The organism is Streptomyces sp. NPDC101110 (assembly GCF_044759525.1).
Classification (GTDB): Bacteria; Actinomycetota; Actinomycetes; order Streptomycetales; family Streptomycetaceae; genus Streptomyces.
Genome location: NZ_JBIVZM010000004.1, coordinates 457,125 through 480,990, shown reverse-complemented (window position 1 = coordinate 480,990; position 23,866 = coordinate 457,125). Strand labels below are relative to the sequence as shown.

Genomic DNA, 23,866 nt, shown 5'->3' with positions numbered 1-23,866 from the left:
TCCAGCGAAGCCGACGGGCTCCGGTCACCGGAACCTGATGGCTCGCCTATTCCCCAGGAAAAGGAGGTGATTCCACATGAAGAAGTACACCAAGCCGGCCACCAAGAAGGTTGCCTTCGGGACCGTTCTGATCACGGTCGTGTGATGTGAGCGCCGGGGCGCCGAGGTTCTCTGGACCACGGCGCCCCGGCGCAAATCCTTTTTCTGGAGTACTCCGAGATCGAGTGAGGTGAATATGTGCGGCCTTGCAGGTCTGGCCCGCACCGATGGGCAGGTGCTCTCGCCGGACACTGACGGCCTTCTGCGTCGCATGGCGCGGGCCGTGGCCCATCGAGGCCCCGACGATCAGGAGTTGTTGCGTACCGGGCCGGTCGGCCTGGCCTTCACGCGACTGTCCCTCGTGGACCCCAGCAACGGCGGCCAGCCGATCCACAGCCCCGACGGCGATGTGATCCTCATCGCCAACGGCGAGGTCTACAACCATCGCGAGCTGGCCGCGACCCTGCCTTCCGGCGTCCGCCTTCGCACGTCCGGCGACTGCGAAGTGCTGGTGCATCTCTACCAGCAAAAGGGACTCCGATTCCTGGACGACGTCCGGGGCATGTTTGCGATCGTCCTCTACGACCGCAAGAGAAACCGTCTCCTTTTCGCCCGCGACCGGTTCGGCATCAAGCCGCTTTTCCATCACCGGAACAGCGAGCGCATCGTCTTCGGATCCGAGATTAAGACGCTCTTCGAAGACCCTGCCTGCCCGCGTGAACTCGACTGGGACAGCGCCCTTTCCGACCAGGCGCTCACCGGAGCGCCGGATTTCGTCGAAGGCGCGCCCAATACCTGGTTCCGCGGTGTCGAACTGGTGCCGGCGGCGACCATCGTCACGATCGACCTGCGTGACGGAAGTACCGAGAATCACCGCTATTGGTCCTTCCCGCGCCCGGCGGATCTGCGGGACGAGCTCTCCCCCGCGGAGTTCACCGAGCGGTACGCGCAGGCGCTCGCCGACTCGGTGCGCGAGTGCGAGACCTCGGACACCGAGGTGGGCCTATTCCTCAGCGGTGGTGTCGACTCCGCGTCGATCGCCGCCCTGAGCACCATCCGCCCCCGCACCTTCACCGCCCTCAACGGCAGCACCCTCGCCAACGAGGACGCCATGTACGGGCACCGGGTCGCCCGGCACTACGGGCTCGACAACCACCAGGTCCTCTTCGACATCTCCCGCGTGCCCGCCGCGCAGGAGTGGAAGAACCTGCTGTGGCTGCTGGAGAGCCCCCAGTGCGGTCCCGAGGTCTTCTACAAGCGGGAGCTGTACCGCTTCGTCAAGGCCCGGTTCCCGGAGATCAAGGGCATGCTGCTGGGCGGCGGCAGCGACGAGTTCAACGGCGGCTACACGGCCAGCTTCGGCGACGACTGGGAGCAGTTCGCCTCCGGCATCGACGGCATGGCGCTGCGCGACGACCGCCACCGCCACCGCGGTCTCGCGGCCTGGTGGGAGCAGTCCCCGCAGCCGCTGGTGCGGGCCGAGGTGCTGCGCCGCGGGACACCCGCCGAGGACCCCTACGAGCGGTACCTGCGCTGGAAGTACCGCGACGTCCAGCAGTACAACTGCTGGCACGAGGACCGCACGGCCGCCGGCAGCGGCATCGAGGCCCGGGTCCCCTTCCTGGACCACCGTCTCGTGGAGCTGTCCGCCTGTGTCCCGCCGTCGCTGCGCTCCCGGCTCACCTGGGACAAGCGCCTGCTCCGCGACGGCCTCGACGGGGTGCTCCCGGCCGAGTTCGCCGAGCGGACCAAGGTCGGGTTCTTCTACGGCGACGGCATCCGCCACACCTACCGCGCCTTCGCGGGCATGCTCGCGGCGGACGGCGACGCCCTGCTCGAAGAGGCCCTGTCCGGTCCGCGGGCCAAGGAGTACCTCGACGCCGACAACGCGCGTGCCACCCTGCGCGCCCTGCAGCAGGACCCGTCCTCCGGGCACGTGGAGTTCCTGCTGCGCGCGGTCAACCTCGGTCTGCTGGACGTGATGCTGCAGCAGCCGCCCTCGCCGCCCGTGGAGGCCACGCCCGCTCCCGTCCCGGTCGAACTGATCGTCGGGGACTGGGACGCGGAGCGCGACGGCATCGAGGCCCGGGTGCTGCGGCGGCCCGAGCTGCACGACGCGCTCGTGCCCGCACTGGACGAGTCGGTCCTGCTGCTCACCGACCAGAAGGAACCGCTGCTGCGCTACCTGGTCACCGACGGCGAGATCCAGTTCGTCATCGACGGCGAGGAGATGCCGCAGTGGCAGCGGCTGCTCGACGGCATCGACGGACAGCGCACCCTCGGCGAGCTCCTGGCCGCCGCGGAGTGCGAACTCTCCGACGTCGAGGAACTGCTGTTCCAGTCGGCCGAGTTCGGCCTGCTCACCCTCTCCGGCCCGGCGACGGGCGAATAGCCGGGCCACCGGCCTGCCACCGCACGCACCGGTGGCAGGCCGCCAGCCATGTCCAGCCCCCTGACGACCGCGCCCGGAAGGCCAACGCCCGCATGAGTTTCGACTTCACCCGCTGCCTGGACGAACTGGCCGGGCGCGACCTGCTGCCCGACGGCCACGACTCCGCGTTCGTCGTCGGCTCCCTCGCCCGCGGCTGGGGCAACGACCTGAGCGACCTCGACATCTACGTGGTGGGCGAGAAGCCGTGGACCGGCAGCTCCTCCGGCACGATCCGCGTCCCGCTGAGCCACCCCGACGTGCCCACGGAGCACTTCTACCTCGAGGAACGGCGCTGGGAGGTCAAGTACTGGACGTCCGGACAGGTCGAGGAGATCCTCGCCAAGGTGTCCTGGGCGGAGTTCGACCAGGGCCGCACCGTCGGCCAGATGCTCACCCGGGACGAGGAGCAGCTGCTGGAGCGGCTGCTGGTCTGCCGCCCACTCGACGGCGAGGAGTGGGTGCGCCGGCAGCAGCGGCTGATCGAGGAGTCGGCGTTCGGGGCGGCCGTGGTGACGCACTGCCTGACCAACGCCGACGACTTCGCCGAGGACGCCCTCGGGCAGCTGGCCGCGGGCGACGAGGCGAGCGCCGTGCTGTCGGTCCGCCAGGCGTTCGGGCACGCGGTGGACGCCCTGGTCGCCGCGCACGGCGAGTGCGGCCGGCTGGTGAAGTGGCGGGCCCGGCGCATGAAGGCGGCCGCTCCGCAGGCGCTGTCGTACGAGCGTTACTGGGCGGTCGAGACGATGCGCGACTTCGATCAGGACGACCCGGCCACCTGGGTCCGTGACGTGATGTACCTGTGCAAGCTTCTTTCCATGAGGGTGGAGATCTGAATGTCCCTGACCACCTCAGCGGCCGACGTCGTACCCCGGCTCGGCCTGGCGGCGCGCTTCCGCAGGTTCCGTGACAGGACGCTCATCGCCGTCGGGCCGAACGCCATGGAGCTGTCCGACTCCGCGGCGTTCATCCTGGCCTGCGTGGACGGGCAGCGCTCGGTGGCAGGCATCGGTGCCCTGCTCGCCGAGGAGTACGGCATCGACGTCGACGAGGCGGTGGCGGACGCCGCGGACCTGATCGGCCAGCTCGCCGAAGTCAGGGTCCTGGACCTGCCGAACGCCTGACCCCTCCACCACCTTCACCAACGATTGGGAACCATGCGATGTGCGGGATTGTCGGGCTCTTCGTGGGGTGCTCCGCCCTGGCCTACTGCCCCCGCAAGGCACTCGCCCCGGCCGGTGCGGCGACGGCCGCCGGTTCCGCACCGGTCGCAGATGCCGAACCCGTCGCCGGTTCCGGCCGACTCGCCGGCGACGGACCCGCGTCCGGCCCCGCGCCCGAAGCCGGCGCGGACGGGGCGCAGGCCGACCTGTCGTACAGCTCCCCCTTCGCCCGCTGGGCGGAGCGGGCGACCGTCCGCCGGTCGCCCCGGCGTGAGCTGAGCGCGCCGTCCTCCGACGCCTCCCGCTACTTCTCCCCCGAGCTGGTGCCGGTCGCGCGCCACCCGCTCATCGCCGAGCTGCGCCCCGAGCTGTTCGACACGGTGCTCGTCCAGCACCTCTACCGCTACCTGGACTTCACCGCCAAGCTGGAGACGCTGGTGGTCAACCGCACCGCGCTCGGCATCGCGCAGGGCAGCGTCGGCGTCGAACTCCCCGAGGAGATGCGCTTCGACGCCTACAAGATCTACTGCGACGAGGCCTACCACGCCCTGTTCTCGGTGGACTTGATGCGCCAGGTCCGCGACACCACCGGCATCGCCCCGGTGCTGCCGGAACAGCCCTACTTCCTGCGGAGGCTGGAGGAGATCCAGCAGGAACTGCCGCCGCACACCCGGGCCCTGGCCGAACTGCTCTTCGTGACCGTCTCGGAGACGCTGATATCGGCCAGCCTCGCCGAACTGCCGGTCGACAGCGAGATCGTGCCAGCCGTGCGGGAGACGATCCGCGACCACGCCGCGGACGAGGGACGCCACCACGTGTACTTCGCCGCCTTCCTGCGCTACCTGTGGGCCGCCCTCGACCCCGCGGCCCGGCGGGAGGCGGCGCTGCTGGTGCCCCGGCTGATCGCGGCCTTCCTGCAGCCCGACCTCGACGCCGTGCGCGCCGAGCTGCTGGGCTACGGGCTCACGCGCGACGACGCCGAGCAGGTCCTCGCGGAGGTGTACGACGCGAAGACGGTCGCCGCGCACACCCGGGCGACGGCCAAGCGGACGATCTCCTACTTCGTGGCGCTGGACGTGCTGGACGACCCCATGGTGGAGCACGAGTTCCGCGCGCACGGACTGCTCTGACCCCCGTACGGCCGTACGGGGGCTGGTGGTTCAGGCGTCCAGGTCGCCGGTCATCAGCCGGGTGCCGAGCGTGCCCTCCAGCCGGCCCAGCAGTTCCCCGGCCCTGCCCACCGCGGCCCGCCGGTCCCTGGCGCGCAGGATGAAGCGGGCGACGGCCTGGCCGGGGGCGACCGTCTCGCCCGGGCCGGTCCGGTAGGCGTCGAACCCGATGACCTCCAGGACGTCGGGCTGCCCGTCGAGCGGCGTGAGACAGGCCGTCTCGGACAGCCGGCCGCCGTCCCGGGGGACGACCGCGAACACGGCGGTGCAGCCGGTGATCCCGCCGGGGACGTCGACCGGTTCCCCGGTCATCAGCTGCAGCCAGGATCGGTAGATGTCCTGCCCGGTGGCGTGCCGGTAGGCGTGCGGCAGGCCGCCGCCCATGACCCGGGGGTTGAACTCGACCAGGACCGGCCCGCGTTCGGTCACCATCACCTCCAGGTGGAAGATCCCCTGGTCGGCTCCGATGGCCCGGCAGACCTCCTCGGCGTAGGCGACGCAGTCGGCGCTCTCCTGCGGCGACAGACCCGCCGGGACGCACGAGCCCAGTTCGACCACCTCGTTCTCCGGTGCGCGGAACCGGCCGGTGACGCAGAACGGGAAGAACTCGCCCCGCCGGGCGCCGATCTCCACCGAGACCAGCCTGCCCGTCAGCTTCTCCTCCACGAGGACGCCCCGCGCGAACTGGGTCCGCCAGTGCGCCGGGACCCCGTCGGTGCCGTTCAGCACGCTCCGGCAGGCGGCCGCCGCCTCCTGCGGGTCGCCGGCCACGTGCGAGAGCAGGCTGGCGCTGCCGGACGGCGGCTTGATCACGACGGGGTAGCCGATCCGGCCGGCCGCTGCCAGCGCCTCGTCCACGTCGAGCGCGAGGGCCCAGCGGGCGGACGCCAGCCCCGCCTCCTCGAGCGCCGCACGGCAGCGGTCCTTGCGGCGGGCGGTGAACACCGCGTCGGGAGCCGTGCCGCGCAGCCCGAGGCTCCGGCAGGCGGCGGCCACCGCTTCCGCGGCCAGCTCCTGGAACGCCACCGCCACGTCGATCGGCGACTCGGCGTGGCACTTCTCCAGCGCTTCGAGCACGGCGGCGGGGTCCGTCGTGTCGATCCCGTCGATCAGCCGGTCCACCGCCCGTACGGCCTTCAGGGTCTCGCCGGTGAGCGCGTACTGCGTCAGCGCGGGCTGCAGGAACGTCACCCGGTGGCCCGCCTCCTTGGCGAGCCGTACGGCCTGCACCGCGGGGGGATTGACGTCGACGATGGCGATGTGCACGAGCGGTGTCCCTACGGTCGGTCCACGGACGGGGCGGGAGGGGTGAGGCGGGGCGGAGCGGGGCGGCCGGGGCTCAGCGGTAGTGGACCTCACCGGCGCGCACCCGGTAGGGGTCGCGGTGGAAGACCTCGAAGGACACCGCCGGCCGGCCGCCGAACCGCGCCCCGGCGGCGGCGAGGTTGCGGCCCAGGAAGCCCCGGACGTAGGCCTCCGGGTCCTCGTCGGTCAGCGCCTGAAGGTAGGTGGCGTGCTCCAGCACCGCCCGGACGCCGCGCTCCACCGCCCAGGTGACGTCCACGGCGTGCGTGGGGTACGGGGATCCCGCCACCGCCTGCCAGCGCACCCCCTCCCAGGGCTCAAGGCCCTCCTCGGGGAACAGGTACCGGTTGGCGGCGTCGGCCGCCGCGTCGAGGGCGGCCCGGCCGACGTTGCGGTGGTCCGGGGTGTTCCACGAGACACCGCGCCAGTGGTCGTGGTGATTGAGCGTGAAGACCAGTTCCGGGCGGTGCCTGCGCACCGCGAGCGTGAGGTCCCGGCGCAGCGCGGCGCCGTACTCGATCAGCCCGTCGGGGTGGTCGAGGAACTCCACCTCCTTCACGCCGGCGACCGCGGCGCTCTCGCGCTGCTCCCGCTCCCTGATCGGCGCCGCCTTCTCGGGGTCCAGGCCGTCGATCCCGCACTCGCCCCGGCTCGCCATCAGGTACACGACCTCCTTGCCCTCGTCGACCCAGGTCGCGACGGCGGCGGCGGCCGAGTACTCGACGTCGTCGGGGTGCGCGACGATGGCCAGGGCACGCGTCCAGTCGGAGGGAAACTCCTGGAGCTGTTCAGTCATGGGTCAGTTCCTCGTCGGTCGGTCGGGGTTCCGCAAGGCGGTCGGGGCCTTGGGATGCGGGGTGGAAGAGCAGGGCGGGCAGCAGGGCGCCCGCGGCCAGGGCCAGCGCGCCCCCGGACAGGAACACCGCGGCGGTGCCGAACCGCTGCGCGACGAGACCGCCGAGCAGGGCTCCGACGGGCGAGACGCCGAGGATGATCCACCGGTAGACGGAGTTGACGCGTGCGAACAGCGCGGTCGGGATGGTCGACTGCCGGTGGGACATGCTCATCACGTTCAGCTGCACCATCAGCCCTCCGCACACGGCCAGCGCGGCGAACGCGGCCGGCGGGGTGGGCAGGGCGATCGCGGCCAGGCACAGCCCCACGGCGGGGGCGCAGAAGCCGAGCACCGCCCGCCCGCCGAAGCGTTTCAGCAGCCGCGCGGCCACCAGGCCCGCCAGCACTCCGCCCACGGCGGGGGCGGCGGCGATGACGCCCATGGCCGAACTCGGCAGTCCGAGCCGCCCCGGGGAGACCACCCACACCGGCAGCATGGTCATGGTGGCGGCGAACGCGATGTTGCCGGTGGCGGCGACGGCCGCGAGACCGATCAGGTCGTGGCGCCGCCTGAAGTAGGCGGCGCCCTCGCGCAGGTCCCGCCACATCGACGCGATCCCGCGGCCGGCGGGCTCGGGCTTCCGGGGCGCGGCCGGAAGGGTGTGCGCCCCGAACGGGCCCGGCCGGCGGCGCAGCAGGGCGAGGCCGATCAGCCCTCCCGCGTAGAGCACGGCCGCGACGGTGAAGCCCACGCCGTGCAGCGAGGCGAGGACGCCGCCGAGGGCCGGCCCCGCGAACTGCGCCGCGAGGGTCTGGCCGGACTGCAGATTGGCGTTGGCCCTGGGCAGCAGCTCCGGGGCGACCAGACGCGGCAGGAGCGACTGGGCGGCGAGATCCACGAAGGTTCCCAGCGCCGCGATCAGGAACGCGCCGGCCACCAGCGCCCACACCGGCAGCATCCCCGCCCAGGCGAGCAGGCCGAGCACGGCGACCAGCGGGAAACGGCACTTCGACGCCCAGTTCATGACGGCCATCGGTGCGCAGCGGTCCACGACCACTCCCGCGGGCAGGATCAGCAGCAGCCACGGCGCCCGCATGGCGACGCCCACGGCGCTGACCACCAGCGCCGAGCCGCTCAGGGAGAGGGCCAGCAGCGGCAGCGTGACCAGGTAGACGCCGTCCGCCAGGTTCGAGCCCAGGACGGATGCCTGGAAGATCCGGAAGGGAGCGCCGAGTTTGCGGTCCGCCGGTGCGGACGGGGCGGGCTGCTTCGGGTGGGCACGCACCGGCCGTCTCACGCCCCCACCAGCAGGACGCTGTTCATGACGGCGCCCGCGCCGGCGTTGAGCACGGGCCCCGCCGCGGGAGTGCCGTGCCGCACCAGCATCCCGGACGCGCGCAGTCCGTACAGGAAGGGGCCGAGGACGTAGGGGACCTCGGCGTCGGTGACCTCGCCGCTGGGTGTGTGGACGAAGCCGAGGCGGACCCGGTCCGCTTCGACGTGCTCCTGGAGGACGTGGCCGCCCCGGCGCGCCGCCCGCTCCACCTCGGCGTGCCAGGTGTCGTCGGACACCGCGGCCCCGATGACGACGCCGCGGCCCCCGAAGCCGTCCGCGGGCTTGAGGACGAGGCGACAGCGGCCGGTCAGGGCCTCGCGCGGGGCGGCTCCACCCGCGGCCGGCTCCAGCCGGACCGTCCTCGGGATGTGCGTGGTGACGAACTCGCGCTCACGCGAGGGCAGTCGGCCCAGGTCCTCCCAGAGCCAGGCCAGTGTCTTCTTGTTGGTGAGCAGCATGGTGGCTTCCGGTGTGAACATCCCCACGGCGCCCGTGGACACGGCACGGGCCAGCGCCGTGAGGCCCGGGCTCGTGCCCTGGCCGTGGCTGACGAAGGAGCGGAACACGCCGTCCACCGGGCGGCCACCGGCTCTGAGGCGGCCGTCCCGGTCGGTGGTGAGGTCCTCCAGCGGATGGCTGAACAGCTCGATGCCGTGGCGCCGGGCGCTGCGGAAGACGGGCGCGAGCCACGCGGCGAACCGGGCCGGGTCCTCGGCCAGCCCCGGCAGGTTGCCCACCCGGTAGTGCGGGAGGAGGACGGCGGCGCCCGCGGGCAGCGCGAGGAAGGACCGCAGGGCCTCGGCCCGGGCCTCGACCGCCGACGGCGGTGCGGTGAGCAGGGGCGCGCCGGGCAGCGGTGCACGACGGTGGCGCCGCAGGAAGCGGTCCGCGACCAGGTCGGCCTGGAGCACGCCGCCCAGCGCGCTGTCGACGTTGAGTTCGACGAACCGGGGCGTGCCGCCCTCCATCAGGATGTCCGGGCGGATCGCGGCCAGCAGGTGCCCGCCGAGCGGGGCGTCGTGGTCGAGCAGGGGGAACGCCTCGGGCGGGGAGCCGAGCGCCGCCAGCAGCTCGCCGGCGGTCCGGGCCCGGCGCAGGGCGGCGTCCAGCACCAGTCGGGCGGCGCGGGCGGACAGGTCCGCCGCCCTGCGGTAGTCCTCGGCGGGCAGCAGCAGGGGACGTACCGGCCGCCACGGGCCGTCGGCGCCGTGCACACCGTCGAACAGCGCGGCGGCCGCGCGGGCGTCCTCGGCGTCGCCGTACGGTTGCGTTGCCGGGGCCGCGGCCTCGTCCGGGCCGGCCGCGTCCGTCCGGCAGGCCCTTCCCACGGCTCCCATCAGCCGCTCCGGTCGTCGAGCAGCGCGCCGAGCCGGTCCAGGCCCTCGCGCAGCACGGACTCCTCGCGCGCGAAGGTGACCCTCAGGCCCTGTTCGCTGTCGAAGACCTCGGCGGGCATGAGCAGGACGCGGCCCCGATCAAGGACGCGCCGGCACAGCGAGAGCGACGTCTCACCGGTGTGCAGCGAGAGCCAGGCGAACGGCGTCCCCTCGGGTTCCATGACGCGCACCGCGCCCTCGTGCCCGGCCGCCCAGTCGCGCAGGGCCCGGTATCCGTCCGAGGTCAGCTGCCGGTACCGCTCCAGATAGTGCTCCCGGCGCTCCAGCACCTCGGCGGCCAGCCGCTCGGTGAGCACCGAGTTGGAGATGGTGGTGAGGTGCTTGAGTTCCATCGCGGCACGCACCAGTTCCGGGGGGCCGCACATCCAGCCCGTCCGCAGCCCGGGAAACCCGTAGACCTTGGAGAGGCTGGAGACGGACACCGCCCGCTCGAAGCGGCCTAGCAGGGAGCCGGCGGCGAGGTCGGCCACGTACTCCTCGTCCAGCAGCAGGTGCCCGCCGTGCCTGCGCAGGGCGGCCAGCAGCGGTTCCGTCGCGTCGTCGGCGAGTCGTCGTCCGCTCGGATTGCAGGGCGAGTTGAGCACGACCGCCCTGGTCCGCGGTCCGATCAGCTCGGTGGCGGCGGCCACGTCGGGGCGTCCGTCGGCCGTCAGGCCCACGCACGACACCTCGCACCCGAGCGCCTCCGGCACCGCCCGGGCCTGCTGCCAGCCCGGGGTGAAGACCACGACGTGGTCACCGGGCCGCAGCAGCGCCTGGTAGAGGAGGTACAGGGCCTCCTGGGCCCCGTGGGTGATGCCGACGTGGTCGACGCTCCGGCCGTAGCCGTCCGCGACGAGCGAGCGGAGCCGGTCGCCGCCCGCGTCGGTGCCGTAGTCCAGGACCAGGTCGGCCGGCCACGGCAGGTCGCCGACCGTGGAGCAGTCCACGTGGCTGTCGCCGAGGTCGATGTCGTAACGGCCGCGGGCGTCCTCGAAGACCCAGCGGCGCATCGGATACCCGGTGCCCGGGCGGGCCCGCCTCATGCGGGCGCCCCCTCGGCCAGCCGCTGCCCGATGCCCGCCGCCCAGCGGCCGCGCAGCACCGGCCGGACCACTCCGGTGAGGGTGACCGTGCCGTCCTCGCCGATGCCGACCTCGACCTCTCCCCCGGGCATGCGGACCGTGACCCGCGAGCTGGTGAGCCCCAGGGCGTGCGCGGCGACGGCGGCGGCGCAGGCGCTGCTGCCGGAGGCGAGGGTGTACCCGGCGCCCCGCTCGAAGATCTCGATCCGGAGGGTCTCCCGGTCGATCACGTCGAGGAGTTCGACGTTGATCCGGTCCGGGAACATCGCGTGGTCGCGCACGGCCGCGCCGACCGTGCGGGCCAGGGCCTCGTCGGCGGTCCGGTCCGGTACGGGGATCACGCAGTGCGGGCTGCCGAGCTGCACGCAGGTGACCTCCCACGGCTCACCGGCGGCGAGCAGGGGCTCGCGCAGCAGGGTGCGGGCGGGGCCTGCCGCACCGACGGCGCGGCTGTCCAGCGAGGCCGTGCCGAGGTCGGCGCTCACCGTGCCGGCGTCGAGGTCGAGGACACGGACCGTGGCGGGACCGGCGGACGAGTGCAGCGTGAAGGCGTCCGCGTCCGTGTGACCGGACTCGCGCAGATACCGGGCGAAGATCCGCAGCCCGTTGCCGCTCTGCGGGCACTCGGAGCCGTCCGCGTTGAACGTGAGCAGCCGGAAGCCCTCCTCGGCCGGCAGCGGGCCGTACAGCAGACCGTCCCCGCCGAGGCCGTGGTGGCGGTCGCACGCCAGCCGGACGTGCTCGGGCAGCGGCACGAAGCCCGAGCCGCTCGGGTCGATGACGACGTAGTCGTTGCCCAGCGCCTCGTACTTGGCGAAGTCCATGGCCGGAAAGGCTCTACCGTTCACCGGCGCCCTCTCAGACCCCGGTCGGGACCGGGGCGTCGGCACGCATGCGTTCCAGCAGCGTGTCGAGGTAGTCCCGGGAGGTGTTGAGCCGGATCATCGCGCCGAGGGCGATGTCGCGTCCCGCTGCCGGGTCGGCGCTCACCAGCGGGCCGATCACGTTCTTGAACCAGCCGGCGGCGTGCCCGGCGTCCACCCCGATGTGCAGGTCGTGGTAGACGATGCCGACCTCGTCCAGGTCGTGGCGCCGCCAGGCGTCGACCACGCAGCGGAACCGGCGCGGCGCCAGGTACTCGGTGACGCCGAAGTAGCCGACGGCCTTGTGGTAATGGCGGCGGGAAAGCGCCAGGCAGGCCGAGATGTTGCCGGAGATCCCCGCTTCCAGCAGGAACTCGCGACGTATGTACTCCGGGTCGGCGCCGATCGCCTCCAGCGCCTGCGAGAAGAGGGTGGTGTGCACCCCGGCGTGCTCGCCGTTGCCCATCTCGTCCCAGTAGTTGGCGGCGATCTCCATCTTCTCGACGCCGTGCCGGCCGATCTGGAGGAGGGCCAGGATGTCGTCGAAGCGCGGGTCGAGGCTGGTCTCCTGGGCGAGCAGCAGGCGCAGGTCCTCCGCTCTGCCGTGCTCGGCGAGATGCCGGTGGTAGAGAGGGTGCCAGCCGGCCGGGTGGTCGCTGATCACCGACTTCAGCCAGCGGACGTACTCCGGGCCGGACTCGGGGTAGCCGGTGACGCTCGCCTCCGGGATCCGCCGCAGCTCGTGGCCGAGGACGGCCCGCTCCAGGACGGCTGCCACGTCCCGCAGGATCGGCTCGCGTTCGTGGTCCGACTCCTGGACGGGGCGGGCGGAGAACTCGCGGTCGTAGATCAGGGACAGCGCGCCGTGGACCTCCTCCAGGGCCGCCCGGTCGCCGTCGTCGTAGGCGCGGCTGGTCAGCGCGCGGCACGCCGCGGCGAGGTCACCGCGGAAGCCGTAGTCGTCGGACATCCGGAGCAACTCGTCGGCGGAGCGGTGCTCCAGGTCACGCAGGACCTCCGACACGCCCCCGGCGAGCACGTCTTTTCCGTCGGTACAGCTGTGCTGGGATGCCGTGTACATGTGGAATGCCGTCCCGTCCTGTCAGTTCTCGTCGTCGAGCGCTGCGGCGTCGTGCTCGTCGCCGTACCACTTCTCGCTCCAGCGCGAGAAGGCGACGATGAAGATGTCGCGGTGGCCGGGCCGCTCCCCGGCGGACACGATGTCCGTCACGTCGTGGGCGAGCCGCCGGTCGTCGAGGAGCACGGCCTGGCCGGGCTCCAACGTGCCGTTCCAGAAGGGCTTCTCGTCCCCGGGGTGCCACAGCCGCGTCTCGCCGCCCGTGACCCCGTCCCGGCGCAGGACGCCGATCATGACGAACTCGTGCCCGTCGTGGTGCACCCCCTCCGGCGTGAGCGGGCCCGGCCGGCCCCGCTCCGCACGGCTGCGGTTCTGGTGCACGTTGATCTGCCAGTCCTCGTTCCGGTCCAGCCCGATCTCCCGGGCGCCCACGGCGATGAGGGGGGTGAAGTCCGCGTCGAGGGGCTGATACGTGCGGCGCATGCCGCCGCCGACCGGGTTGAACTGCTTGAACGCGGTGTAGTCCCGGTGCGGCAGCAGCCCGAAGTTCCACCCGCCGTCGGCCGATGCCGTCAGCCGGTACTGCGAGAACTTCTTGTACCGGGTTCCGTGCCCCATGTAGGGGTCGACCGGCAGCTCGTCGTACGTCGCCAGCAACTCCGGGGAGACCGGAGGCAGTTCGATCAGGGAGAAACCTTCAGCGCCGAGCGGCATGACACTCCTTCGCGTCGTCGGGGAGGTGGGTCACTTCTGCCGGGTCACTTCTGCCACCGCTCGGTCTCCGCGAAGAACCCGTCGATGCCCGTCGTACGCCCCGACTCCACCGCGTTGCGGTAGACGAAGGAGCCCACGGCCAGGTCGAGCACGCCGAGGCCGAAGGGGGAGAAGATGCGCGGCTTGCCGTCGCCCGGCCGGACCTTCCCCTCGATCACCTGGGCCAGGGTCCCGTCGACGAACCCGCGGTGTCCGCAGCTCTGTTCCGCCAGGTGCACGGAGGTGTTGGCGGTCAGGCAGTGGTCGACGTCGTCGACCACGTTGTGCGCGCCCAGGATGATCTCGGGCGCGATGTCGCGCAGGGAGATGTTCAGCACCACCTGGCCCGGCTCGAAGAGGTGCGGGTCGGTGATGTAGGGGGTGCCGGCCGTCGTCGCCAGCACCACCAGGTCGGCGCCCTTCACGGCGGATTCCAGGCTGTCCGTGCGCTCCGCCTCGGTGCCCAGCGTCTCGCGGGCGTACGACACCAGGGCGTCGGCGTAGCCGGGCACCTGGTCGTACAGGGCGAACTGCCCGATGTCCCAGCCGTCCGCGACGAAGAAGTCGAGGATGTTGCGGGCGATGACGCCCGCCCCGACGACGGCGATCCGCGCCGCACGGGAGGAGCCGTGCAGCTGCGCGGCGCCGAGCACGCAGGACGCCGCGGTGCGCGCGGCGCTGATCTGCGACGCCTCCAGGCAGGCGAAGGGATATCCCGTGGCGTAGTCGTTCAGCAGCAGGACGGCGGACGCCCGCGGGACATTGCGCTCGACGTTCTCGGGGAAGCTCGCGATCCACTTGATGCCGGCCACGTCGTAGCCGCCACCGAGGTAGGCGGGCAGCGCGATGATCCGCGCCGAGGGCTTCTCGGGAAAGCGCAGGAAATAGCTGTTCGGGTTCACCGAGTCCCCGCCCTCATGGGCCAGGTAGGCGTCCCGGACGATACCGATCAGTTCTTTCCGCGATTCGGAGATCACCTCGCGGGCGACCGTACCGCTGACTACATCGAATCCGAACATGAGGTTCCCCCACGGAGTTCACGGAGTTTCATCGGCCCATCACGGCCGGAAGCTGGGAAACGGGGTCGACGCCGAATCTCGCGGCGACCCAGTCGTCGTCGTACACGGTGCCGAGGTAGCGCTCGCCCATGTCGGGCGCTATGGCCACCACCCGGGAACCGGCGGGGATGTCGAGGGCCCGGCTCTGGACCGCTGAGAACACCGATCCGCTGGAGCCGCCGACCAGCAGACCGTGCCGCCGGGCGAGCATCCGGCAGGCCTTCACCGCCTCCGCCTCCTCCACCAGCACGACCTCGTCGATCAGGTCGGTGCGGCTGATCTCCGGTACGCGGCTGGTGCCGAGGCCGGGCAGATGGCGCGGGCCGGGCCGGGTGCCGAAGGTGACCGAGCCGACGCTGTCGACGGCGATGATCCGGGTGCGGGGCGAGGCCTCTCGGAAGTGGGAGGCGCATCCCGTCAGGGTGCCCGTCGTGCCGGCGCCGACGAACAGGTAGTCCACCCTGCCGAGTTCGGCGAGGATGGACACGGCCGTGTGCGTGGCGTGGACACGCGGGTTGGCGGGGTTGGCGTACTGGTTGAGCCACACCAGCGCCGGGTCCTCGGCCAGCATCCGCCGGATCAGCGCGATGCGCGTCCCGAGGAAACCGCCGTTGGCGTCCCGCTCGTCGACCAGGACGACGTTCGCGTGCAGAGCCCGCATCAGCGCGACGCTGTGCGGTGAGGCGTTGACGTCGGTGACGCAGGTGAAGTCGTAGCCCTTCGCGGCGCAGACCACCGCCAGGGCGACACCGAGGTTGCCGGAGGAGGACTCCACCACCTGTCCCCCGCTGCCGAGCAGCCCGCGCCGCTCGGCGTCCTCGATCAACCCGACCGCGGTCTTGAGCTTCACCGAGCCGGCCGGGTTCAGCCCCTCCAGCTTCAGGAACAGCTCGCTGCCGGGCAGAACGTCGGGAAACCGCAGGAACACGTCGTCGGTGACGACGTCGTACACGCAGTCCTTGATCATGCGCTGTCCCGGCGGGCGGTCGCCAGCGACTCGAGAACGGCCATGGCGCTGGTCAGCTTCATCTCCGCCTGCGTCCAGGCGAGGGTGCGCTCGCCCTCCAGCACTCCCGCGGAGATCTCGTCGCCCCGGTGCGCCGGCAGGTCGTGCATGAGGACGGCCCCGGGCCGGCGGCCCATGAACGCCTCGTCGATGTAGTAGGGACGGAAGATCTCCCGCCAGTCGGCGTCCGGCTTCGAGGTGCCCGTCGTCTGCCAGCGCGTCGTGTACACCACGTCGACGGCGTCCGGCGCCTCGTCCGGGGAGTGCGTCTGGCGCAGTACGGAGCCGTTGGCCTCGGCCCTGCTCCGGGCCGCGGCCAGCTCGTGCCCGGGCACTCCGTAGCCGGGCGGGGTGAGCAGGGTCAGCTCCGTCCCGGGGTAGTGCGCCAGGCCGTGCGCCAGCGCCACGGCACTGTTGTTGCCCTCGCCGACGTACAGCACCTTGACGCCCTCGACGGAGCCGAAGTGCAGGTTGATGGTGGCCAGGTCGCAGACGCCCTGGGTGGGGTGCTCCTCCTGCCCCATGGCGTTGACCACGGGGATCCCGCCGTACCGGGACAGGGTGCGCAGCTGCTCCACGGGGCCCGCGGTCCGTGCGACCAGCAGGTCCAGCATCCGCCCGAAGACCCGGCCGGTGTCCTCGAGGGACTCACCGGTCTCCAGCTGGAGGTCGTGCGGGCCGTAGCTGATGACCTGGGCGCCCAGCCGGAGCGCGGCGGTCGTGAAGGCCGTGCGGGTCCGGGTGGAGGTCTTGGTGAACAGGATCCCCGCGATGGTGTCCCGCAACGGGCGGTCGTGGTCGCTGCGGTCGGCGAAGAAGTCGCAGGACCGGCGCACCAGGGCGTCGAGGTGTTTGCCGTCCAGCTCGGACAGCGAGAAGACGCCCGTCTCGGGGACGCTCTCGGGCGTTCCCAGGAGGGAACGGGTCTCAGCAGTCATTTCCTTCTCCCGTGTCCGTCGTCAGAGCAACCCGGCGGACATGAAGGAGTCCCGTGCACCCGGCACGTCCAACACGCCTACGGATTCGAACAGTTGAAAGGTGTGGCGGGCACTGGCCCGGATGCCGTCCCGGGTCTTGTCCGGGGCGTAGACGTCGGCGAGGACCTCGTTCACCGCCGCCTCGTCCAGTCCCGCCAGCCGGAGGGAGCCACGCACCGGCACCAGGTCGGGCGTGAGGCTGCGGCTGACCAGTTCCGGCAGGCAGCGCGAGGCCCGCTCCCGCAGGGCGGGGCTCAGGTCGTGCCAGAGTTCCTTGAAGAACGCCGCGAAGTACGCGTGGTGGCGTCCCTCGTCCTGGGCGTGGTCCCGCACGACCTCCCGCACGGTGCCGACCACCGTCTGGTCCTTGGGGATGTCCTTCAGGATCGAGGTGACCAGCGTCTCGAAGACCACCACCTGGAGCAGCTGGACGAGAATCGTCTCACCGGGCATGACCGAGGCCCCGAGGCCGTCGAGCCGGTCGAGGAACGGGGCGAAGTCGTAGTCGGGCACCTCGACGCCGGTGGCTTCGCTCACCTGCTCCACCACGTCCAGGCTGTACAGCGCGTGGTAGGCCTCGTCGCAGTAGATCTTGTACGCGTCCAGTCGCGTCGCCGCCGGCAGCGGCAGGCCCGACGTGCCGTTCGCGATGCGCTCGGCCGCCCGGTTCACCACACTCGTCTCGAAGTGCATCGTGAACTGCATGTACTGGTACAGGTGACGTGCGGTGACCCGGTACCGCTCCGCGGGCTCCAGGGCGGCCACGAGGGGATGGTCCAGGTACGGGATCAGCGTGTGCGGGAAGAGGGTCTTGCCCTCCTCCAGTTCCCGTGCCATGACCCGCCGCGGGTCGGTCCGCACCCCGGCCTTGTCGTACCAGCCGTCCAGCGGCGACTTCATCTCAGCTCTCCTGATGTCTAGATTCCCGAGACCGCGGAGACCATCAGCCACAGTCCGACGCCGACCAGGGCCGCCCCGGCGACCGACTCCAGGACGCGGCGCCAACCGTCCTTGCGGAACACGTCTCCCATGCGGGCGACGATCGCCGCGTACGCGAGCAGGGAGAGGAAACTCAGGGCGACGTGAATGGCCGCCAGCAGCAGCGAGGAGGAAAGGGACGACCCGTCCGCCGGAATGAACTGCGGCAGCAGGGAGGTGTAGAAGACACCGACCTTCGGGTTTCCCAGACTGGTCAGGGCGCCTTGGCGCCAGTCCCTTCCGGAACGCGCGGGCACCTCTTCCCGCCCTGTCTGACGGGCCGCATCCGGTGTCCCGGTCCGGCGTGCCGCCACGAGCGCCTGCACACCCAGATACACCAGATACGCGGCCCCGGCGGCTCTGAGCAGGTTGAACAGCGTCGGCGACGCGGCCAGGGCGGTCGCGAGCCCGATGGACGACATCAGCGCCCAGGCGACCAGCCCCGCGCACACACCGACGGTGGTGCGGACCGCGCTCCTGAAGTCACCGCTCAGCGTGTTGCGCACCACGACGAGCGTGTCGGCTCCAGGAATGATCACCAAGAGACCTGCGACTGCCACGTACCCTGAAATGTCAATCAATGGGATCCACTGCCAGGTAGGCCGAATTCAGCAGGCAGGCCGGGAGAGAAATCAGTCCCAACGAATGTCGGGCGCCTGCCCGCAACGCTCGAGAGAGAACATGTCACGAATGAGCGAGGCCATTTTCGGACTCCTGCTTTCTGGGATTGCCAGTTGGTACGGGATTTCCGGGTAGTACAGACTCGGTAGCCCGGTTTCGAGCATCACCTATCACCGTTCAACAACTCCAGCCCCGCGGGCATCATCTCCCTGCAGTGCAGGGAAATGAGCCGCACCTGCCGTGGACGGGTCGGCCGACGGGCTCCCACAGTGGAGCGAGTCATGTCGCAACCGCCGCGAACGTCTTCGGGGCCCGAGAGAACAGAGACGGAGTGCTCTTGTCCGCACCCACTCCGGCCGGCGCCACCCTGACGCCCCTGGCCCGCCGTTCGGCGGCCGGGCCGCTGCGCATCGGCGTCCTGGTCTCCGCCACCGGCGCCAATCTCACCACGCTGCTGGACCTGCAACGGACACGGCCCGAGGAGTTCCGGGTCTGCCTCGTCGCCTCGCACGCGGAGCGGGTCAAGGCCCTGGACGTGGCACGGCAGGCCGGGGTCGAGGCGTGGCCGGGCGACTTCGACCGCGTCTGCGGAACGGCGTCGGCCGCCGTCGGCCGGGCGGGCCGCGACTCCTACCGGGAACGGGCCCGGCAGTGGCACGACGCGCTGGACGGACGGATCGCCGACTGGGAGCGGGACAACGGCGAGCTGGACCTGATCGTCCTCGCCTACCACCGCTGGATCGACGGCCGGCTGCTCGAACGCTACCGGGGACGCATGATCAACCAGCATCCGGCCGACCTGTCGGTCCTGGACGAAGAGGGCCACCGGCGGTTCACGGGCAAGGACCCCGTCCGCCTGGCGATGGCGGCGGGCCGCGAGACGACCCGTACCTCCTGCTTCCTCGTGGACGGCACCCGGGACGGCGGCGCGATCCTCGCGATGGGTCCGGAGGTGCCCGTCGAGGGACGCCGGCTGACCGCCGAAGACGCCCGGGCGCAGGAGATGAAGCAGAAGAGCCTCAGCGACCGGCCGTGTCTGCGGTGGTCGGTTGAGGCCTTCGCGGCGGGGCGGCTCGCCCTGTCGGACCAGCAACACCGCGACGGCAGCCGGGTCGTGGTGGTGGACGGAGAGCCGACCGAACTCGGCGGACGGCGACTGACCGGGGAGCCCCTGACATGACCGACCTCGCCGACGAGCGCATCCCCTCCTACGCCGGGGCGGGCAACCTGGTCTACCGCGAACCCGACGTCCCCCGGTTCGTCTCCGGCTCGGGCAGCTGGCTGACCGCGCACGACGGTCGCCGGTACCTCGACGCCGAGGCCGCCAACGGCACCGTCGCCTTCGGCTACGACGCCACCCTGCTTCAGGAGGCGATGCGGCGCTGCGAACAGCTGCCCGCCCTGCCCTCCTTCGCCGAGTCGGAGCTGCGGCTCAAGGTGCTCTCCCGGCTGGAACCGCTCGTGTCCGACGTGCTGGGCACGCCCGGCCGGGTGGAGCTGGACCTCGGCGGAGCGCAGGCCATGGAGACGGCCCTGCGCATCGCCTTCGCCGCGAACGGGCCGGGCACGATCGTCGTCTTCGAGGGCGCCTTCCACGGCCGCTCCGGCGTGACCAGCATGCTCAGTTCCAGCCCGCGCTACCGGGAGTTGCTGGCCGCGTGGGGCCTGGAGGTGGTCCGGCTCCCGAGCCCGGACTCGCAGCGGTGCCCACACGCCGTGGCGGGAGCCGGTTGCGGGCCGGGCTGCCGTGAGGCCGTCACCCGGTGGGGATCCGAGCTGAGCGGCGTCGGGGGGCGGGACTTCGGCCGGAAGGTGTCGGCGTTCGTCTTCGAGTCCGTCCAGAACGTGGGCGGCATGGTGGAACCCGACCACGAACTGCTGCGCGCCGCCGTGGACCACGCCCGGGAGCAGGGGGCGGTGGTCATCGCGGACGAGATCTTCACCGGGATGCACCGGGTGGGACCGCGCTGGGGTTTCCAGCGCTCCGGGGTGACCCCCGACATCGTCGTCACCAGCAAGGGCCTGGCCAACGGCGGTGCGGCGCTGAGCATGGTGTGGTCCCGCGAGCCGCTCGGCAGCCCCGGGCGGTACCGGCCCGGCAGCCACTCCTCCACGTACATCGGCATCCCGAGCGCCCTCGCCGTCGTGGACACGGTGCTGGACCGCTGGGAGCGGTGGACCACGGTCGACAAGGACGTCCTGCGGCTGGAGGAGGCCATGCGCGACCGGCTCTCCGAGGTCGCCGCGCGCCATCCGGACCTCGTACGGGGGGTGGACGCGATGGGCGGCACCGCGCGCATCGTCCTCACCGGACCGCACGCCGGCCGGATGCGGCACCTGTTCCGGTCCGGGCACCCGGACGCCGGTGTCCTCGTCGCCACGACCGGTATGGCGCCGGACGTCATCAACGTGCACCCGCCGCTCGTCATCGGGGAACGTGAACTGGACTTCTTCGCCGAGGTCTTCGAGACGGCGCTGAACGGTATCGCCTGATGGGGGTGGAGACGGAGCGGAAGTTCCTCGTCGGCCGCGGCTGGCGCGAGACGGTGGTGCGGACCCGGGAGGTCCGCCAGGGGTACCTCTCCGCCGAACCCGAGCGCGCGGTGCGGGTGCGGATCACCGACGGCGCCCTGGCGGTCCTCACCGTCAAGGGCCCCCGCGACGGGGCGCGCCGGGCCGAGTTCGAGTACCCGGTGCCGCTGACGGACGCCGAGGAGATCCTCGCGCGGCTGTGTCCGCAGCCGTTGGTGCAGAAGAAGCGGCACTATCTGGGCGGGCGCTTCGACGGCTGGACCGTGGACGAGTTCTACGGCTCCAACGCCGGTCTGGTGCTGGCGGAGCTGGATGCCGAGGACGCGGCGGACGTGGTCGACCTGCCCGAGTGGGTCACCGAGGAGGTCACCACCGACCTGCGGTACGACAACGCCTTTCTGCACGGCCGCCCGTACCCCACCTGGGCGGCGGGGACGGCACCCGCGCCGCGACCACTGCGGGACCCCGCCGACGCGGACCTGGTGATCTTCGACAACGACGGTGTGCTCGTCGACTCCGAGCCCATCGCCAACCGCGTGCTGGCGGCGCTGCTCACGGAGGCGGGTTTCCCCACCTCGTACGAGGACAGCGTGCGCCGCTACATGGGCGGCACCCTGGACCGCGTCCGGGCCATGCTCAGGGCCGAGACGGGGCGGGAGCTGCCGACGGGGTTCACCGAGCACTACCGGGCCCGGCTGATCGAGGCCTTCGAGCGGGAGCTGCGTCCGGTCGCCGGCATGGCGGAGGTCCTGGGCGCCCTGTCCCGGCGCGGCACCCCCTTCTGCGTCGCGTCGAGTTCGCCGCGGGACCGGCTCGCCCTCGGCCTGCGCGTCACGGGGCTGGCGTCCTTCTTCGAGGGCCGGGTGTACTGCGCGGACGACGTCACCCGGGGCAAGCCGGCGCCGGATCTCTTCCTGCACGCGGCGGTCCGGATGGGCGTCGACCCCGCGCACGCGGTGGTGGTCGAGGACAGTGTGCCCGGAGTCGACGCCGCGACGGCCGCGGGCATGACCAGCATCGGCTATGCGGCCCTGACCCCGGCCGACCGCCTGTCCGCCGCGACCCGCGTGGTCCACGACACCACGGGTCTCGCGGTGGAGCTGGGGCTGAAAATCCCCGAGTGAGGGCGCCTGCACAGGCAGCCCTCCGGTACGGTCCCGCCATGGCCGAAGTCGACGGTGTGCCGGAGAAGGTGGCGTGGGTCCTGGTCAGGGACGGCCTGGTGCTGGTGACGCGCAGTCACGGCAGAGACCGCTTCTACCTCCCCGGCGGTCACCGGGAGCACGGCGAGTCCGACCGCGAGACGCTGGTGCGGGAGATCGACGAGGAACTGCGGGCGGCGATCGACCCCGGTTCCATGGCCCACTTCGGCACGTTCGAGATCGGCGAGGGCCATCCGGATCACGGCCCCTTCAGGATGATCTGCTACACCGCCGCCCACCACGGCCGGCTGACCCCCTCCCGGGAGATCGCCGAGAAGGCCTGGTTCCGCCACACCGACCGCGCCCGGGTCTCGGCCGTCGACGGGCTGGTCTTCGACGCACTCCACGAGAGGGGCTGGCTCGCGTGACGCCGTCCCTTCCGGACGGGACCAAGACCTTCGGGGCCGGCACCACGAAGGAGATGATGGGTCCCGCCCCGCGCGAGGTGCCAGAGCACCGGTGGCGCGCTCTGGCGCTCATCCGCCTGCGGGCGGCGGCGTCCGGGGGCGCCTTCGACCTTGCGCTCCTCGAGGACAAGGGCGACTACCGTTGGTGAGCGCCGCGCCGGTTCTCGATCGGCACCGGATGAGGAGCTGTCGCCCCGGTACGCCAGGGTCAGCCCGGGACCGGGTCCCTGCGTTCGGTGTCCGTCTCCGGGTCCTCGCGGTCGTCCGGTGTCTCCGCCCGGGCCTGGGCGGGGACGGCCTGGGCGGGGACGGCCTGGGCGGGTGCGGTGAAGGGCGGTGCGGTCGGGGGGTGTGACCACTGGGTGGTGACCCGGGTGTAGCCGTAGATCACCGACGTCATCGCCAGCAGGAGCAGCGGTCCGGAGACCTCCGGGACCGCGGCCATGCGCATCGGCAGGTAGCGGTACGACACCAGGAGCGCGGCGAACAGCGCCGTGCCGTAGGCGACCAGCCGGAAGCCCGCCCGGTCCCAGCCGCGGTCATGCGCGCGGAGTGCGGCCTCGACGGTGAGGGCGAAGACCACCCCGGCAACGAGGTCCACGCCGTAGTGGTAGCCGAATCCCAGTGTCGCGGCGAGTGTGACCACCAGCCAGAACGTGCCCGCGAACCGCAGGAGCCGCGGGGCCCGGCGAGTGTGCACGAAGATCGCGACGGCCCACGCCGTGTGCAGGCTGGGCATGCAGTTGCGCGGCGTGATCCCGTCGTACGTCATCGGCTCGGGGACGCCGACCGGCAGCGGCGTGTGCGGCCACAGGTTCGCCGCCGCCCACTGCACTCCGCCGGTGCCCGAGGCGCCCGGACCGTAGGCGAAGACCGGGCCGACCACCGGGAAGAGCATGTAGATGCCCGGCCCGAGAAGGCCGATCACCAGAAAGGTGCGCACCAGGTGATGGCTCGGGAAGCGGCGCTCGGCCGCCACGTCGCGCAGCTGGTAGAGGGCGACGACGACCGCGGCCACCGCGAGCTGACCGTAGACGAGCTGGAGCAGGTGCGTGCTGAACGGGGCGGTGGCCTCCACGATCCGGCCCGCCAGCCACGACGGGTTGCCCAGCGCGTGGTCGGCGGTCGCCACGTACTGGTCCAGCACGGTCGGACGGGTCTTGGCCGTGATGAACAGCCAGGTGTCGCCGGTCTTGCGGGCCGCCACCAGCAACAGGCCCAGGCCGACGCCCTTCAGCAGCAGCACGCGTTCGGCGCCGGTGCGGCGCGTGACGGCGACGGCTCCGAAGCCGAGCATCACCCACAACGCACCGGTGCCCAAGGAGTGGCCCTCGGCCGCCTCGGCGCCGGCCGCCCAGCGCACCAGCAGGAGGACGGCGTCGATCCCGAGCGCGGCGCCGGCCGCGATGAACCGCTGCCGCCAGGTGAGCACCACCATCATCAACGCCAGACCGCCATACAGCGGCCCTGGCTTGGGGGCGAAGACGAGGGCCGCGACCTGTGTGGTGAGCGGCCCGGGCTCGCCGTGGCCGCGCGCGGCGATCTCCAGTGCGACGAGGAGGGCAAGGGCCACCACGCCCGCCGTGCCCCACAGCGCCGCACGCCGGTGGCGCGACGCGCCCCCCGCGGTCATGCCACTGGGTCGGGAAAACACC

At 72.0% G+C, this 23,866-nt stretch carries 23 protein-coding genes and 1 pseudogene; 10 read left to right on the top strand and 14 right to left on the bottom strand.

Translation table 11 applies throughout. The annotated features are described in order from the left end of the window. Nucleotides 1-235 precede the first annotated feature (235 nt). The 4 genes from asnB (at nt 236) to ACIQU3_RS11540 (ending at nt 4,760) form a co-directional block, all read left to right on the top strand. Nucleotides 236-2,431: an asparagine synthase (glutamine-hydrolyzing) gene (gene asnB / locus ACIQU3_RS11555; RefSeq protein ID WP_403734875.1), complete on the top strand. Its 2,196-nt coding sequence runs from the start codon at nt 236-238 to the stop codon at nt 2,429-2,431. A gap of 92 nt (nt 2,432-2,523) precedes the next feature. Further along, nucleotides 2,524-3,303 (top strand): hypothetical protein, encoded by a 780-nt coding sequence (locus tag ACIQU3_RS11550; RefSeq protein ID WP_403734878.1) that lies wholly within the window; start codon nt 2,524-2,526, stop codon nt 3,301-3,303. Further along, complete coding sequence (locus ACIQU3_RS11545) at nt 3,304-3,591, top strand: PqqD family protein (RefSeq protein WP_403734881.1); 288 nt, start codon at nt 3,304-3,306, stop codon at nt 3,589-3,591. Between the two features lie 38 nt (nt 3,592-3,629). Next, nucleotides 3,630-4,760, top strand: coding sequence for a diiron oxygenase (locus tag ACIQU3_RS11540; protein ID WP_403734884.1), 1,131 nt, complete (start codon nt 3,630-3,632; stop codon nt 4,758-4,760). A 30-nt stretch (nt 4,761-4,790) separates the two neighbouring features. On the opposite strand, the gene ACIQU3_RS11535 is transcribed toward ACIQU3_RS11540, so the two are convergent. The 13 genes from ACIQU3_RS11535 to ACIQU3_RS11475 form a co-directional block, all read right to left on the bottom strand. Next, complete coding sequence (locus tag ACIQU3_RS11535; RefSeq protein ID WP_403734887.1) at nt 4,791-6,065, bottom strand: acetyl-CoA carboxylase biotin carboxylase subunit family protein; 1,275 nt, start codon at nt 6,063-6,065, stop codon at nt 4,791-4,793. Nucleotides 6,066-6,138: 73 nt separating this feature from the next. Continuing rightward, nucleotides 6,139-6,900, bottom strand: coding sequence for a PIG-L deacetylase family protein (locus ACIQU3_RS11530; protein WP_403734890.1), 762 nt, complete (start codon nt 6,898-6,900; stop codon nt 6,139-6,141). After that, entirely contained in the window at nt 6,893-8,224 is a 1,332-nt protein-coding gene (locus tag ACIQU3_RS11525; RefSeq protein WP_403924554.1) for an MFS transporter, read from the bottom strand. Before ACIQU3_RS11525 ends, ACIQU3_RS11530 begins: the two co-directional genes overlap by 8 nt. An 8-nt stretch (nt 8,225-8,232) precedes the next feature. Next, nucleotides 8,233-9,612, bottom strand: a complete 1,380-nt coding sequence (locus ACIQU3_RS11520; RefSeq protein WP_403734897.1) for a hypothetical protein — start codon at nt 9,610-9,612, stop codon at nt 8,233-8,235. Then, nucleotides 9,612-10,697, bottom strand: a complete 1,086-nt coding sequence (locus ACIQU3_RS11515; protein ID WP_403734902.1) for an aminotransferase class I/II-fold pyridoxal phosphate-dependent enzyme — start codon at nt 10,695-10,697, stop codon at nt 9,612-9,614. The genes ACIQU3_RS11520 and ACIQU3_RS11515 overlap by 1 nt, the downstream gene beginning before the upstream one ends. Beyond that, the gene (dapF, locus tag ACIQU3_RS11510; protein WP_403734905.1) at nt 10,694-11,560 is read right to left on the bottom strand and encodes a diaminopimelate epimerase; all 867 of its coding nucleotides are present in this window, start codon (nt 11,558-11,560) and stop codon (nt 10,694-10,696) included. The genes ACIQU3_RS11515 and dapF overlap by 4 nt, the downstream gene beginning before the upstream one ends. A 34-nt stretch (nt 11,561-11,594) precedes the next feature. Then, the gene (locus tag ACIQU3_RS11505; RefSeq protein ID WP_403734908.1) at nt 11,595-12,680 is read right to left on the bottom strand and encodes an iron-containing redox enzyme family protein; all 1,086 of its coding nucleotides are present in this window, start codon (nt 12,678-12,680) and stop codon (nt 11,595-11,597) included. Between the two features lie 21 nt (nt 12,681-12,701). Beyond that, entirely contained in the window at nt 12,702-13,391 is a 690-nt protein-coding gene (locus ACIQU3_RS11500; RefSeq protein WP_403734911.1) for a 2OG-Fe dioxygenase family protein, read from the bottom strand. Between the two features lie 44 nt (nt 13,392-13,435). Next, the gene (sbnB, locus tag ACIQU3_RS11495; protein WP_403734914.1) at nt 13,436-14,449 is read right to left on the bottom strand and encodes a 2,3-diaminopropionate biosynthesis protein SbnB; all 1,014 of its coding nucleotides are present in this window, start codon (nt 14,447-14,449) and stop codon (nt 13,436-13,438) included. 28 nt (nt 14,450-14,477) lie between these two features. After that, nucleotides 14,478-15,455, bottom strand: coding sequence for a 2,3-diaminopropionate biosynthesis protein SbnA (gene sbnA / locus ACIQU3_RS11490; protein ID WP_403734917.1), 978 nt, complete (start codon nt 15,453-15,455; stop codon nt 14,478-14,480). Next, entirely contained in the window at nt 15,452-16,432 is a 981-nt protein-coding gene (locus ACIQU3_RS11485; protein WP_403734920.1) for an ornithine carbamoyltransferase, read from the bottom strand. The genes sbnA and ACIQU3_RS11485 overlap by 4 nt, the downstream gene beginning before the upstream one ends. Before the next feature lie 21 nt (nt 16,433-16,453). Continuing rightward, a complete protein-coding gene (locus ACIQU3_RS11480; RefSeq protein ID WP_403734924.1) occupies nt 16,454-17,371 on the bottom strand; it encodes a diiron oxygenase in 918 nt (305 codons plus the stop codon). Nucleotides 17,372-17,388: 17 nt separating this feature from the next. Beyond that, on the bottom strand, nt 17,389-17,988 hold the full coding sequence (locus ACIQU3_RS11475) for a LysE family translocator (RefSeq protein WP_403734927.1): 600 nt from the start codon (nt 17,986-17,988) through the stop codon (nt 17,389-17,391). 419 nt (nt 17,989-18,407) lie between these two features. Here ACIQU3_RS11475 and ACIQU3_RS11470 point away from each other — a divergent pair, with 419 nt between their 5' ends. From ACIQU3_RS11470 to ACIQU3_RS11445, 6 genes and pseudogenes are all read left to right on the top strand, one after another. Beyond that, the gene (locus tag ACIQU3_RS11470) at nt 18,408-19,250 is read left to right on the top strand and encodes a formyltransferase family protein (protein ID WP_403734932.1); all 843 of its coding nucleotides are present in this window, start codon (nt 18,408-18,410) and stop codon (nt 19,248-19,250) included. Further along, on the top strand, nt 19,247-20,563 hold the full coding sequence (locus ACIQU3_RS11465) for an aminotransferase class III-fold pyridoxal phosphate-dependent enzyme (RefSeq protein ID WP_403734937.1): 1,317 nt from the start codon (nt 19,247-19,249) through the stop codon (nt 20,561-20,563). Before ACIQU3_RS11470 ends, ACIQU3_RS11465 begins: the two co-directional genes overlap by 4 nt. Continuing rightward, nucleotides 20,563-20,967 (top strand): annotated as a pseudogene (locus ACIQU3_RS11460) (CYTH domain-containing protein); the annotation flags it as partial. The gene ACIQU3_RS11465 and the pseudogene ACIQU3_RS11460, both read left to right, overlap by 1 nt. A gap of 90 nt (nt 20,968-21,057) precedes the next feature. Next, nucleotides 21,058-21,726 carry an HAD family hydrolase gene (locus ACIQU3_RS11455; protein ID WP_403735291.1) on the top strand — a complete coding sequence of 223 codons (669 nt, stop codon included), beginning with the start codon at nt 21,058-21,060 and terminating at the stop codon, nt 21,724-21,726. Between the two features lie 38 nt (nt 21,727-21,764). Beyond that, entirely contained in the window at nt 21,765-22,172 is a 408-nt protein-coding gene (locus ACIQU3_RS11450) for an NUDIX domain-containing protein (RefSeq protein ID WP_403734940.1), read from the top strand. Beyond that, entirely contained in the window at nt 22,169-22,360 is a 192-nt protein-coding gene (locus tag ACIQU3_RS11445; RefSeq protein ID WP_403734943.1) for a type II toxin-antitoxin system VapB family antitoxin, read from the top strand. Before ACIQU3_RS11450 ends, ACIQU3_RS11445 begins: the two co-directional genes overlap by 4 nt. Nucleotides 22,361-22,419: 59 nt before the next feature. Here the strand turns inward: ACIQU3_RS11445 and ACIQU3_RS11440 are convergent, their stop codons facing one another. Beyond that, nucleotides 22,420-23,844, bottom strand: coding sequence for a DUF5933 domain-containing protein (locus ACIQU3_RS11440; RefSeq protein ID WP_403734946.1), 1,425 nt, complete (start codon nt 23,842-23,844; stop codon nt 22,420-22,422). Between the last annotated feature and the right edge of the window lie 22 nt (nt 23,845-23,866).